General features: G+C 30.4%; 13 protein-coding genes. 8 read left to right on the plus strand and 5 right to left on the minus strand.

What is annotated here, in order from left to right:
* The first annotated feature begins 17 nt into the window (after nucleotides 1-17).
* Genes ruvC through AC2I98_RS10280 form a run of 3 tightly spaced genes read left to right on the plus strand, consistent with a single transcriptional unit; the run spans nucleotide 18 to nucleotide 2174 of the window.
* The gene (ruvC, locus tag AC2I98_RS10270) at nucleotides 18-566 is read left to right on the plus strand and encodes a crossover junction endodeoxyribonuclease RuvC (RefSeq protein WP_486411592.1); all 549 of its coding nucleotides are present in this window, start codon (nucleotides 18-20) and stop codon (nucleotides 564-566) included.
* A 53-nt stretch (nucleotides 567-619) separates the two neighbouring features.
* Nucleotides 620-1678 carry a glutaminyl-peptide cyclotransferase gene (locus tag AC2I98_RS10275; protein ID WP_486411593.1) on the plus strand — a complete coding sequence of 353 codons (1059 nt, stop codon included), beginning with the start codon at nucleotides 620-622 and terminating at the stop codon, nucleotides 1676-1678.
* Nucleotide 1679: 1 nt separating this feature from the next.
* Entirely contained in the window at nucleotides 1680-2174 is a 495-nt protein-coding gene (locus AC2I98_RS10280; protein ID WP_486411594.1) for a hypothetical protein, read from the plus strand.
* 92 nt (nucleotides 2175-2266) lie between these two features.
* On the opposite strand, the gene AC2I98_RS10285 is transcribed toward AC2I98_RS10280, so the two are convergent.
* The 4 genes from AC2I98_RS10285 to AC2I98_RS10300 all read right to left on the minus strand — a co-directional run bounded on the left by AC2I98_RS10285 (nucleotide 2267) and on the right by AC2I98_RS10300 (nucleotide 4966).
* Nucleotides 2267-2764, minus strand: a complete 498-nt coding sequence (locus tag AC2I98_RS10285; RefSeq protein ID WP_486411595.1) for a hemerythrin domain-containing protein — start codon at nucleotides 2762-2764, stop codon at nucleotides 2267-2269.
* A gap of 61 nt (nucleotides 2765-2825) precedes the next feature.
* On the minus strand, nucleotides 2826-3260 hold the full coding sequence (locus AC2I98_RS10290; RefSeq protein ID WP_486411596.1) for an RrF2 family transcriptional regulator: 435 nt from the start codon (nucleotides 3258-3260) through the stop codon (nucleotides 2826-2828).
* Nucleotides 3261-3400: 140 nt separating this feature from the next.
* Nucleotides 3401-3985 carry a 50S ribosomal protein L25/general stress protein Ctc gene (locus tag AC2I98_RS10295; protein WP_486411597.1) on the minus strand — a complete coding sequence of 195 codons (585 nt, stop codon included), beginning with the start codon at nucleotides 3983-3985 and terminating at the stop codon, nucleotides 3401-3403.
* A gap of 45 nt (nucleotides 3986-4030) precedes the next feature.
* Entirely contained in the window at nucleotides 4031-4966 is a 936-nt protein-coding gene (locus tag AC2I98_RS10300; RefSeq protein WP_486411598.1) for a ribose-phosphate pyrophosphokinase, read from the minus strand.
* A 221-nt stretch (nucleotides 4967-5187) separates the two neighbouring features.
* Between AC2I98_RS10300 and AC2I98_RS10305 the strand changes: the two genes are divergently transcribed.
* The 4 genes from AC2I98_RS10305 to AC2I98_RS10320 all read left to right on the plus strand — a co-directional run bounded on the left by AC2I98_RS10305 (nucleotide 5188) and on the right by AC2I98_RS10320 (nucleotide 11641).
* Nucleotides 5188-6453, plus strand: coding sequence for an OmpA family protein (locus AC2I98_RS10305; protein WP_486411599.1), 1266 nt, complete (start codon nucleotides 5188-5190; stop codon nucleotides 6451-6453).
* A gap of 104 nt (nucleotides 6454-6557) precedes the next feature.
* Nucleotides 6558-8498 (plus strand): polysaccharide biosynthesis protein, encoded by a 1941-nt coding sequence (locus tag AC2I98_RS10310; protein ID WP_486411600.1) that lies wholly within the window; start codon nucleotides 6558-6560, stop codon nucleotides 8496-8498.
* Nucleotides 8488-9252 carry a polysaccharide biosynthesis/export family protein gene (locus AC2I98_RS10315; protein ID WP_486411601.1) on the plus strand — a complete coding sequence of 255 codons (765 nt, stop codon included), beginning with the start codon at nucleotides 8488-8490 and terminating at the stop codon, nucleotides 9250-9252. Before AC2I98_RS10310 ends, AC2I98_RS10315 begins: the two co-directional genes overlap by 11 nt.
* Before the next feature lies 1 nt (nucleotide 9253).
* Nucleotides 9254-11641, plus strand: coding sequence for a GumC family protein (locus tag AC2I98_RS10320; RefSeq protein WP_486411602.1), 2388 nt, complete (start codon nucleotides 9254-9256; stop codon nucleotides 11639-11641).
* A gap of 57 nt (nucleotides 11642-11698) precedes the next feature.
* On the opposite strand, the gene AC2I98_RS10325 is transcribed toward AC2I98_RS10320, so the two are convergent.
* Entirely contained in the window at nucleotides 11699-12472 is a 774-nt protein-coding gene (locus AC2I98_RS10325; protein WP_486411603.1) for a TrmH family RNA methyltransferase, read from the minus strand.
* A 154-nt stretch (nucleotides 12473-12626) separates the two neighbouring features.
* Here AC2I98_RS10325 and AC2I98_RS10330 point away from each other — a divergent pair, with 154 nt between their 5' ends.
* Nucleotides 12627-13919 (plus strand): peptidase U32 family protein, encoded by a 1293-nt coding sequence (locus tag AC2I98_RS10330; RefSeq protein ID WP_486411604.1) that lies wholly within the window; start codon nucleotides 12627-12629, stop codon nucleotides 13917-13919.
* Nucleotide 13920: the final 1 nt, after the last annotated feature.

The raw sequence follows: 13920 nt of genomic DNA on the forward strand, positions 1-13920 counted from the left end.
TTAATACCTTCGCAACGATGGAAAAGATTATTTTAGGGATTGATCCTGGGACAATGGTAATGGGTTTTGGTTTGATTGAAGTCAAAAACAACAAAATGAAGTTAATTACTTTAGATGAATTGTTGTTGCATAAACTTCCCAATCAACAAGCAAAATTGAAAAAGATTTTCGAAAAAACCCTTGCCATTATCGATCAATATCATCCGGATGAATTAGCCATTGAAGCGCAATTTTTTGGTGTTAATGTACAATCTATGCTAAAACTTGGCCGCGCGCAAGGTGTTTGTATTGCAGCATGTCTACATCGCGATATGCCTGTGGTAGAATATGCTCCAAAAAAGATTAAAATGGCGATCACTGGAAACGGAAATGCCTCAAAAGAACAAGTGGCAGGCATGTTACAGCATTTACTTGGCTTAAAAGAAATTCCGAAACGTTTGGATGCCACAGATGGTCTTGCTGTTGCGGTTTGTCATTACTTAAACTCTGGTAAAACAACAGGAACATCAAGCTCATATTCAAGTTGGGATGCTTTCGTAAAAAATAATCCTAATCGAACAAAATAGATATATTTGTAGTAGAATTAGCAACCTAATTCGTAAAACATAAAAAACATCAAATGAAAAAATATTTAATCGCTGCATCAGTTTGTGCAACAGTTTTCTCTTCGTTGTTATTTTCTTGTAAAGATTCTTCAGGAAAAAATAACACTGCTATTACCGAAATTGTTTCGAAAATTGAACAAAACAAATACAAAATTGGCGACAAAATTGATATTCCTCTTTCAAGCTTAGAAGGAATTACAAAAGTTGTTGTTTCGGTAGATGGACAAGAAGTTCCGGCAGATTTTACAATTGACGGAAAAACAATTGGTTTAGGAAATCATACAGTTAATCTAAAATTCTTTAAAGGAGAAGAAGAAACAAATTCGCGCGATTTTACTTTTGTCGTTTATGCTAACGAACCTGCTGCTCAATGGTCGTATGAAATTGTTGGAACTTATCCACATAACAACGATTATTTTACACAAGGTTTCTATTTCAAAAATGGAAATATTTTCGAAGGAACGGGACTTCGTGATGGTAAAACACGTTTGATTGAATATAAATTAGGAGCAACAGAACCAACAAAATTATACCAAATCAAAGATGATGTTTTTGGTGAAGGAATTACGGAACTGAATGGTTTTATTTATCAATTAACATGGCAAGATCGTGTTATTTATAAATATGATTTGAATTTTAATCAAGTTCAAAAATTTGATATGCCAGCTCAAATTATCGAAGGTTGGGGAATAACTACAATTGGGAAAGAATTAGCTGTTACAGAAGGTTCTCAACGCATTCATTTCTTTGATGAAAACTTTAATTATTTAAGAACTGTACAAGCTTTTGACAGTCAACAACCATATAGTTATCTGAATGAAATTGAATATCACGATGGTTTAATTTATGCAAATGTCTACTTAAAATCTGGACACGCAGATAACAGTAATATCGTAGTAATAGATCCACAAACTGGAGCTGTAAAAGCAGAGTTTAACTTCGCTGAATTGAAAGGAAAACAAGGAAATCCACAAGCGCAAGAATTAAACGGAATTGCATTCAAAGACAACGGAAATATGTTAGTAACCGGAAAGCTTTGGGACAAAATTTTTGAAGTGAAAATTAAGAAATAATATGGCTGTTTGGCAGTATAATATTTTCTTAATTCCATTAATTAACTTCAAAGAAAACTATTTAGAATTTCTTAAACAAGAAGATTCAGAATATCTTAAAGATACTGAGTGTTTTTGGAATAATGTTTTTATTAATAAAAATGATATTGAATTAAAGATTGATAAATTCATTTCCAACTATAAAAGTGCAAATGAACACTTTATTTATTGGAAAGGAAATACTTCGAATTTTGAAGACAATGATTGTTCTATAACTTTTGATGATAAAAACAATATTAATTTTTTCAATTTTAGATTCGATTTAAGGAGTGAAATTAATGTTATACATTCAATTGATTTTTTAATTGAAATTGCTCAAGAATATCAACTAAAATTTATGAATGTTAAATATCAATTTTTTGAACCTGAAAAAAATTTATTTACCGAAAACATTCGTCAATCTAATGGATTTAAATTTCTTGAAGATCCTGAAACATTTTTAGAAAATTTACAATAAATAAAAACAAAAAGCTCGACCTGCAAAATCGAGCTTTTCTTTTCAAAAATCATCTAAAAAATTATAAGTAAAAATTTATGGTTACGAAAGATTTATAACCAAAATTGATCTTTCCAATCTGTGTTTGTTAAAAGTGAACTAAATCGTTCTTTAATTTTTTTTAATTTTTTCTGAGTTGCATTTTTTTCAAATTCCGGAAACATTTGTTTTTCCTCGAATCGAATATGTAAATCCAATTCTTCTTCGATATAAATTAAACTTTTCATCGGATTCTTAACATCTATTTTAAACAAACGACGCAAACGTCGGTGTTCTTTTAAAGCTCTTTTTACCAAATAATGATCCTCATCCAATAACGTGAAAAGTGATTGTTCTTCTATTTCAAACTTTTTGAACAATACTTCTTTTCCGTACCAATTTACATAATCCACGATACGTTGTATATCGATTCCTTTATCTATTCCCGCTCTAATATTCCAACAAAAAAACAAGGTTTTATGATGTCTTTCGCAAGCTTCATTTAAATTTACTCCTACTGAATAAGTTAAATGCGAGAGATTTGTCTGAGGAATTTCTATAGCTAGTTTCATTTCTTAATAATTTTTAATTCGGATATTCGGATACTTTTATCTTATTTATTGGCAAATTTTTTTAATGTTTAAGGAAAGCCAATCCTTTTTCAAGATCATCAATTAAATTGAACATAGATGTTCTTTCTAACATTCCTCTCAAATCATTTCTTATGGCGAAAACTCTACTGTGTAAAGCACAAGGTTTATTCGCATCACATTCTACTAATCCTAAAATACAGCTGTGATATAAACCATCTCCATCTATTGCCTTGATAATATTTACTAATTTGATATCTTCTAAATGTGCTGCATCCATCTGGAAACCACCCATTTTTCCTTTTACAGACGATATCACATTTGCTTTTACTAATTGTTGCAAAATCTTAGCAGTATAAGCTTCTGGCGAATTAATAGAATTCGCAATTTGTTTCAAGTTTACTCTCTTTCCTTGTACAGATTCTTGTGCAATAAAAACACACGCTTTTATTCCGTACTCACATGCTTTTGAAAACATTAATTTCTTTTATTCATTATAAATTACATTGCAAATATACAACTAATTTTAAATCGGACAAATTTATCTTATTAAATTTTTAACTATAAAAAAAACCACTCAATATTGAGTGGTTTAATTTATCTGAAAAGAATAATTTCTTAATCTTCGTCTTCGTCTTGATCAGCATCCTTAACAGCGTTACGAGAAGTACGGATAGCTACTACTACTGCGTTATCTGGATGAGCGAATGTATAGTTATCATTTTTCAATGATTCAACATACATTTTGTGACCAATTCTCATTGGAGTGATATCGATTTCGATTTCGTTTGGTAAGTTTGCTGGAATAGCACGAACTTTTAATTTACGCATATTGAAACGTAAAACCCCACCAGCTACTAAACCGCGAGCACGTCCTACTAAACGAACTGGAACTTCCATTGTTACTGGTTTGTCGTCGCTTAATTGGTAAAAATCTACGTGTAAGATTTTATCTGTTACTGGGTGAAACTGGATGTCTTGTAAAATTGCTTGAATTTTAGTACCATCAGCTAACTCGATAGAAGCTGTATGAGCATCTGGAGTGTAAACTAATGATTTGAAAGCTTTTTCATCAGCTGAAAAGTGGATAGGCTCTCCTGAACCATAAACCACACAAGGTACTTGTTCAGCATTACGTAGGTTACGTGTAGCCACTTTACCTAAGTCTTCTCTTTTTACACCTTGAATTGTAATTGACTTCATAATAATATGTATATAATAAAAATAATTTAATTTTTAGCTAAATCACTAGATAACAAAACGTTGACTAATAGATTTATTACTATGTACTAAATGCATAACATCTGCAAAAAGCGGAGCGCAAGATAATACTTTTATTTTAGATACGGAAGTATTTTTTAATGGAATACTGTCAGTTATAGCAATTTCCGTTAGCATAGAGTTCTCAAGACGCTCGTAAGCAGGTCCAGATAAAACTCCATGAGTAGCAATTGCTCGAACAGATTTAGCTCCTTTTGACATGATTAATTCTGCAGCTTTAGCTAAAGTTCCAGCTGTATCAATCATATCATCTACTAAAATAACATTTTTACCTTCAACCTCACCGATTAACATCATGCTATCAACTTGGTTTGCAACTTTACGTTCTTTATGACAAATTACGATATCTGCATTCAGATATTTTGCATAAGTATTTGCACGTTTTGCTCCTCCCATATCTGGAGAAGCTATACAAATATTATCTAATTCTAATCCTTTAATATACTCTACGAAAATTGTAGAAGCGAATAAATGATCTACAGGAATTTCGAAAAACCCTTGAATCTGATCTGCGTGTAAATCCATTGTCATCACACGAGTTGCTCCGGCTGTCATTAACATTTTAGCAACTAATTTAGCTCCAATTGGTACACGAGGAGCGTCTTTTCGATCTTGACGAGCAAAACCAAAATAAGGAATAACTACAGTAATACTTCTTGCAGACGCACGTTTTGCTGCATCACACATTAATAGTAATTCCATTAAATTGTCTGTTGGTTGCATAGTAGAACCGATTAAGAATACACGAGCTCCACGAATTGGTTGTTCGAAAGCAGGCACAAATTCTCCGTCGCTAAATTCTACGATTTTAGATTTACCTAGTTCTTGACCATATTGATCGGCAATTTTTTGAGCCAATTCTACTGATCCACGAGTTGAAAAAAGAAATGCTGATTGTTCCATTGTTTGTTTTGGGAAATATTTGTGCAAAAATAATTTAAATGATTCAAAGATGAGATAAAAAAAGCAAAATTTAATTTCGGCACAACTTTTGTAATAATTTTTAAACACGTTAAAATAATCATAATAAAAATATATGACTTTAATTAGTTTTAGACATTTTTAACATGATTTATAAATTCGTTTTTAAGTATTTATATAATTTTGTAATTAAATATATCCTCATGAAAAAGATTTCATACCTATTAAGTGTAATTGGATTAGGAATTTTTGCTCACGCGCAAGAAGTTACTGAAACAGTTAACAACAATGATTACAACAAGTGGTCTATCGAGGCCAATGGTGGTGCTGTAAAAGCACGTAAAGCTTTTGCTCCTGGTTACTATTCAGAAACACCTAGCTTTTTTCACGCTGATTTTGGTGTGCGTTATATGTTCAATCCTAAATTTGGTTTAAAATTAGATGGTGGATACGATCGTATCAAAGAAGGTGAAGGAGTTGCTCGTTTTCGTTCAAATTACTACCGTGTAGATTTACAAGGGGTTGTAAACGTAGGACGTGTATTAAATTTTGAAACTTGGACAAACAGAATTGGATTATTAGCTCATGGTGGTGCTGGTATTTCTATGATGAACAACGACCTTACTAAAGGTGTTGATGGGAAAATTTTCAAAGACAACGATAACATGGCAAATGTTATGGTTGGTTTAACACCTCAATTAAGATTAACTGATCGTGTAGTTTTAACAGGAGACGTTTCTTATGTAAGAAATATTCGTCAAAATGTAACATTTGATGGTACTACTAAAACTTCAGGTTCTGGATTTGGTGGTGAACTATGGAATGCTACTTTAGGTTTAACATTTTACTTAGGTAAAAACCAAAAACATGCTGACTGGGTTTACGAGCCAACACGTTCTGATTTAGAAGATCGTATTGCTAACATCGAGCAAATGTTAAAAGATACTGATGGAGATGGTGTTGCTGATTATTTAGATCAAGAGCCAGATTCAGCTCCAGGTGCAGTAGTTGACACTAAAGGTGTTACTATCGATCATAATGGAAATGGAATTCCAGATAATATTGAAGAATATATCAAACAAAATGCAGGAGGAAATACAACTATCGTTAACGATGCTGATTTCTTAGAGCAAATGATTAATTCTGGTATTATAAACGTATACTTCGATTACAATTCTGACAAACCATACCAACAATCAGTTGGAGGTATCAAATTTGTATCTGAGTACTTAAAAGCTAAACCAAATGCTCAAATTGACATTTTAGGTTTTGCTGATCCAGTTGGTGGAGATGCTTTCAACAAAGATTTATCTCGTAGAAGAGCAGAAAATGTAAAAGCTATATTAGTTAGTCAAGGAGCAAACGCTTCTCAATTAACTACAGTTGGTGAAGGAGAAGATAAAGAGTTCAAAAACTCTCAAGTATCATCTCATCAATTAGCAAGAAGAGTTGTTTTCAGAGTAAAATAATTTCTCCTTAAATAAAATATTAATCAGGGATAGATTTTTCCTCTTAAGGAGCTTTCTATTCCTGATTTTTTTTTATCTTTACCATTACTTAAATTACTATAACATTGAACCCTTTTAACCAACACTTTAATACTCCTAGATGGGTAGTATTAGTGATAGATATATTAATTGTATTTATAAGTTATATTATAAGTAATTTTATTTTAAATAGTTTTCTAAATACTTTTAGTATTGAAAAACTATTTTATAAATTACCTTTTATAACATTAATCTATACTTTATGTTTTTTAAACTTTAAAACATATAAAGGTGTCGTAAAAAAAACAGGACTAAAAGATGCTGAAAATGTCTTTGTATCAAACACTACTGCATTTTTAATACTTTTCTGTATATCATTTATTTTTAGACAATTTCTTGAACAAAAAATATCAACTTCTTCTAGTTTAATATCAACTTTTAGAATGTCTTATTCAGTAATTTTTGTACATCTATTTATAACTACCGTAGCAATGGTAATCGCTAGATTATATTATAAATGGATTTATGATTACTTCTTTTCAAAAAACAAAACAATAGAAAGAGTATTAATTTATGGCGCAGGTGATTCTGGATTAATTACACGAGATATTCTTCAAAACGAAACACAGTATAATTATAAAGTTATTGGTTTCATAGATGATAATCAATCAAAAATAGGAACCTTTATAGATGGTATAAAGATTTATTCTATTCATGATATAAATGATAAATTTATAGATCGAAATGATATTTCTGAGATAATTATTTCTATTCAGAATATCAAAACAAATCAACTATTAACACTTTCAAAATCTATAGAAGATTTACCTGTAAACATTAAAATTATTCCTCCAATTTCAAATTGGATTGATGGAACATATAAACCTAACCAAATTAAACAATTAAAAATTGAAGATTTATTAGGTAGAGAATCAATAAAATTAAAAAATCCTATAATAAACGAAAGTATTAAAGGTAAAAAAATATTAGTTACTGGAGCAGCTGGTTCAATTGGAAGTGAAATTTCTAGACAAATTGCTATGATGGATTTTCATCATTTAACATTAATTGATCATGCCGAATCTGCACTTTATGATATACAGCAATATCTTAAAAATGAGATACCAGAAGAAAAGCAAAATAGAATAGATTATATTGTTTCAAGCGTTAGAGATCGAAAACGTATGCAAAGCTTATTTGATAAATATCAACCACAAGTAGTTTTTCATGCTGCAGCTTATAAGCATGTACCTCTAATGGAAAAATTCCCATATGAAGCTATTAACACTAATATCTATGGAACTAAAATCATTGCTGATTTAGCGAGCGATTTTGGAGCAGAAAAGTTTGTTATGGTTTCAACTGATAAAGCTGTAAATCCTACAAATGTAATGGGCGCTACAAAACGTGTTGCAGAAATATATGTGAATTGTATTAACGAAGTTTCTAAAACTAATTATATTGTAACTCGATTTGGAAATGTTTTGGGGTCAAATGGTTCTGTAATTCCTCTTTTTAAAAGACAATTAGAAAACGGAGGACCATTAACAGTAACTCATCCTGATATTACACGTTTTTTCATGACTATTCCAGAAGCTTGTCAACTAGTATTAGAAGCAGCAATAATGGGAAAAGGTGGTGAAATTTTTGTATTTGATATGGGAGAATCTATGAAAATTATTGATCTCGCAAAACGAATGATTAGACTAAGTGGCTACAAATATCCTGAAGAAATTGATATAAAAATTGTAGGGTTAAGACCCGGTGAAAAAATATATGAAGAATTATTGGCTAATGATGAAAATACAGTAAAAACACATCATGAAAAAATAATGATTGCAAAAGTTAATAGAACTAAATGTCAAGACAATAAAAAATTAATAGAAGAATTATGCTTAATGTCTTCTACAATAGAGAAACATGAACAGGTAATGCATTTAGTTGCTAAAATAAAAGAAATCGTACCTGAATTTAAATCTCAAAACTCTGAATTTGAGAAACTTGATAATGTAATATATGAAAAATAGAATTTTCCAATTTTTATGTATCTTTTCTTTAATAATAATCACTGCATGTGGTTCAAGAAAAGAAATCGTTTATTTTCAAAACCAAGAACAATTAACAACTAGTTTTGAACAATATATACCCAAAATACAACCTACTGATCAATTAGCAATTGTAATATCTGGGGCAGATGTTGCTTCTGTAGCGCCATTTAATCAATTAAGCACTATTCAAACAACAGCTAATAGCAGTAATATTTCTCCTTTTAGCCCAACATATACTGTAGACGAAGCTGGAAACATTAGCTTACCTATTGTAGGAAACATAAAATTAGGAGGATTAACAAGAAGTCAAGCTATAGAAACTATAAAAGAAAAAGTAGGAAAATATATAGTAAACCCTGGAGTTAATGTAAATTTTGTAAATTTTAGAATTAGTGTTTTAGGAGAAGTAACTCGTCCAGGAAGTTTTATTGTACCAACTGAAAGAATTACGCTTTTAGATGCATTAGGTATGGCAGGCGATTTAACAATTAAAGGAAAGAGAGAAAATGTAACCGTAATTAGAGAAAGTAATGGGGTTAAGCAACGCTATAATGTTGATTTAACATCAGAATCTGCTTTAAATTCTCCTGTTTATTACTTAGCTCAAAACGATGTAGTATATGTAGAACCAAATGCAGCGCAAGTTTCAGCTTCTAAATTTACACCTAATTACACATTATGGATTTCTATGGCTGGTGTAATTATTTCTGTAATTTCTGTTTTAACAAGATAAAATGAATCAAAATAATAATTCAATAAAAAATTCCTCATTTGAAGAAGAGGAAGAGTCTATCAATCTAAGGCAAATTTTAGAACAATATCTTTACTATTGGAAGTGGTTTGTTTTGGGTTTGATTATTGCGATAATTGGTGCTTTATTCTATTTAAAATATACCCAAAAACAATATCAAGTAACAGCAAAAATTCTTTTAAATGAGAAAGAGTCTGCTGCTGGTGAATTAGCTGGTTTAGCTGATGCTGCAACTATGTTTGGAAATAATACAAATGCAGAAGTTGGTGATCAAATTGAAATATTAAAATCTAGAAGACTTATCTCTAAAGTTGTTGAACAAAATAATTTTAATATTCGTTATTTTAGTGTTGGTAGAATTGCAGAAATCGAAACTAAAGCAAGTAATTCGCCTATTAAAATTTTGTTCTTAAATGAAGCTGATAAACTTAATGATGATTTATTTGAAGAACTAAATATAAAAATTGAATCTACAACTAAATTTGTATTAACAAATAACAAAACAAAAGAAACTAAAGAATATTCTTTCGGTCAAAAAATAATTACAGATTTTGGAAACATCGTTATTAGTCCTAATAAAAATATAGAAAAAAGTATAGATTCAGAATACCTAATCAAACTAGGCTCATTAAATAATACTGTTAGTTATTATCAATCTCAAATTCAGATAGAACCTAATAGTGATAAAAATTCTAAGATTGTAAACTTTAATTTGGTTGGTACTGTTCCTGATATTTCTAAACAATTTATTAATGATTTAATCAATCAATACAATCTTGATTTAGTCACTGATAATAACAAATTAACAGAAGCTACTTCAAAATTTATTGATTCTAGGTTAGCGATTGTAACTGGAGATTTACAAGGCGTTGATAAAGATTTAGAAAGATATAAACAAGCTAATAATATTACTGATGTCACTTCAGAAGCAAATATATTTTTACAAAATGCTTCTGATAATGAAAAAAAATTATTAGAATCTACAAATCAATTACAGTTAGTTGACTATATGAACTCAGCTTTAAATTCTAATAAAACTGACCTTTTACCAACTAACATTGGTTTACAAGACCAAACTATTGCTTCTCAAATTGCTTCATATAATGAATTAGTTTTAACAAGAGAAGATATGTTAAAGTCTGTAACAAATGAGCATCCGAATGCTATTAAGCTTCAAGAGCAAATAAATGATATAAAAAGAAACTTAAAAAACAGTTTGCGTTTATATAGAAATAATACACAAACAACTTTAGGCTCAATTCAAAATAAACAAAATCAAATCACAAGCAGAATCCAAAAAGTTCCAAGTCAAGAACGTGGTTTTAGAGATATTTCTCGTCAACAACAAATTGTAGAAGCATTGTATTTATTCTTACTACAAAAAAGAGAAGAAAATGAAATTAAAGCTGCGGCAACACCAGAAAATATAAAAATTATTGATTTTGCCTATGATTCTAAAATACCAGTATCTCCTAAAAAGAATATAGTTTTATTAGGTGCAATGATTTTAGGATTAATTATTCCTTTCGCTTTTATTTATATCTACAAGTTGCTAAACAACAATGTAAATTCTAAAGAAGATGTTGAAGATGCTGTTGGAGCTCCAATTGCTGGACAAGTTCCTAAAAGTGAGATTTCTATCATCGAAAATAATGATAGTTCAAGTACAGCGGAAGCATTTAGAATTCTGAGAACAAATATCAATTTCTTGTTAAAAAACTCTACAGATTCTAAAGCGATTTATGTAACATCTACTACAAGTGGAGAAGGAAAATCTTTTATCTCAACAAATTTAGCACAGATTTTAACCATGTCTGGAAAATCTGTTTTATTAATAGGTGCGGATATTAGGAGTCCAAAAGTATTAGATTATTTAGGTATAACAGATCAATACAGAAATCACTATGGAGTTACAGAATACTTAATTTCTAAAGATATTGAAGTAAAAGATGTTATCATTAAAAATCCTTCTCATTATAAATTTGATGTAATTTACTCTGGACAAATAGCTCCAAATCCTTCAGAATTATTAATGAATGGAAGATTTGATGACATTATTAATTACGGAAAAGAAAATTATGACTACGTTTTAGTAGATACTGCTCCTGTAAGTTTAGTAACAGATACATTACTAATTTCTAATAATGCAGACATCACAATGTATGTAGTTCGTGCAAATTATTTAGACAAGCGTATGTTAGCCATTCCTAGAGATTTGTATCGTGATAATCGCCTTGAAAATATGGCAATGGTTGTAAACGATGTTGACTTTACAAAAGGTTATGGATACGGATATGGCTACGGTTATGGTTATGGAGAAAATCACAATAAAGGAGATAATTTCTTAAGTAAATTATTTAAAAAGAAATAAATTAAAACAATAAAACCACTTCAATTGAAGTGGTTTTATTGTTTTATTAAAGAGTTATTATTGTCTTTGTCTCACTGCCTCATAAACGCAAATAGCTGCTGCATTACTAACATTCAGAGAATCTACAAAACCTAACATTGGAATTTTAATTAATGAATCAGAATGATCTGCCCAAAAATCTGAAAGTCCAGTTGCTTCTGTTCCTAAAATAATGGCAGATGATTTTGTAAAATCTGTTTCATATAAATTCATCGTTTCTTCTCTCAAAAATGTAGAAACTACATGAATATTCATTGATTTCAAGAAGTCTAATACAGATTCCTTACTCGCAGAAGCAATTTGATTGGTGAACAAGGTTCCAACCGACGAACGAATAACATTTGGATTAAAAAAATCGACCGTTTCGTCACAAACAATTACTGCATCTACTTTTGCTCCATCCCCTGTTCGTAAAACAGCACCAAGATTTCCTGGTTTTTCTACAGCTTCTAATACAACAACCAAAGCATTTTCTGGTAACTGTAAATCTGATAATGTTGATGATTTTGTTTTATAAGCACCAATTATTCCTCCTGTCGATTTTCTATACGCAAGCTTCTCAAAAACTTGTTTTGTAATTGTAAAAACTTTTGCAGCACCAAAATCGATTGACTTATTATAAATATCTTCGCAAAGATAAATTTCAACAGCTTCGTAACCTCCTTTTATAGCCAATTCATTTTCTTGTGTTCCTTCCACAATAAATAAACCTTGATTTTTACGTTCTCTTGATTTTTCTTGCAATTTCAGCAAGTTTTTAATCCTTGGATTTTGAAGACTTTCTATTAACATTTTACAAAATTAATTCTTTTTCAATCAAAAAATAACACATTTTATAATTAACATTTGATATCAGTTAAAAAACTCATTTCCAATCATATTTAATTTATATTCAGTATAAACTTATATTTTTTGTACCTTTGCACCTTAAAATCAGAATTTTCGTATGACCAAAGATGGAAAAATGGAGTTGATGGCTCCTGCTGGGAATTTCGAATCTTTGCAGGCTGCATTAGATAATGGTGCTGATTCTGTATATTTCGGAGTTGATCAGTTAAATATGCGTGCGAGAGCATCGATCAACTTTACAATGGGAGATTTGCCAGAAATCGTACAACGTTGTGAAGAAAAAGGTGTGCGTTCTTACCTTACATTAAATACAATTATATATGATCATGATTTGTCATTAATCAAAAACTTATTAGACAGAGCAAAAGAAGCTAATATTACGGCTGTTATTGCAATGGATCAATCAGTTATTGCTTATGCAAGACAAATTGGTATAGAAATTCATATTTCGACACAGATTAACGTTACGAATATCGAAACAGTAAAATTCTATGCAATGTTTGCTGATACGATGGTATTGTCGCGTGAATTGAGTTTGAAGCAAGTAAACAAGATTTGTGAACAAATTATCAAAGATGATGTTCGTGGACCAAGTGGAAATTTAGTAGAAATAGAAATATTTGGACACGGAGCGTTGTGTATGGCAGTATCAGGTAAATGTTATTTGAGCTTACATTCGCATAATTCATCTGCAAATCGTGGTGCTTGTAAACAAAACTGTCGTAAAAAATATACTGTTATCGACCAAGAATCTGGTTTCGAAATCGAATTGGATAACGAGTATATGATGTCACCAAAAGACCTTTGTACAATGGAGTTCTTAGACGAAGTTGTTGAAGCTGGTGTAAAAGTATTGAAAATAGAAGGTCGTGGACGTGCGCCTGAGTATGTTGCAACTGTAATTCGTGCTTATCGCGAAGCGATTGATTCTATTGCTGACGGAACTTATTCGAAAGAAAAAGTTGATTACTGGATGGGATTATTGCAAACTGTTTATAATCGTGGTTTTTGGTCTGGATATTATTTAGGTCAAAAATTAGGAGAATGGTCTGCTGTTCCAGGCTCTATGGCAACTCAGAAAAAAGTTTATATCGGAAAAGGAGTTCATTTCTTCCCAAAACCAAGTATCGGTCAATTTGTTATTGATGCATATGATTTGAAAGTTGGAGATTTAATCCTAGTTACAGGACCAACAACTGGAGCTAAAGAAATGGTTGTAACAGAAATGATGGTAGAAGATTTGAAAGCTGACACTGCTAAAAAAGGTGATTCAATTACAATTCCAATGGAATTTAGAATTCGTCCTTCTGATAAATTATACAAATTAGTAAAAGTAGAAGAGCCAGGTACACAACAAAATAGTGTTGAAGAAGGAGCGTATTCTCATTAAA

The sequence above is a fragment of the Empedobacter sp. EJD.6dd genome, from assembly GCF_057369435.1.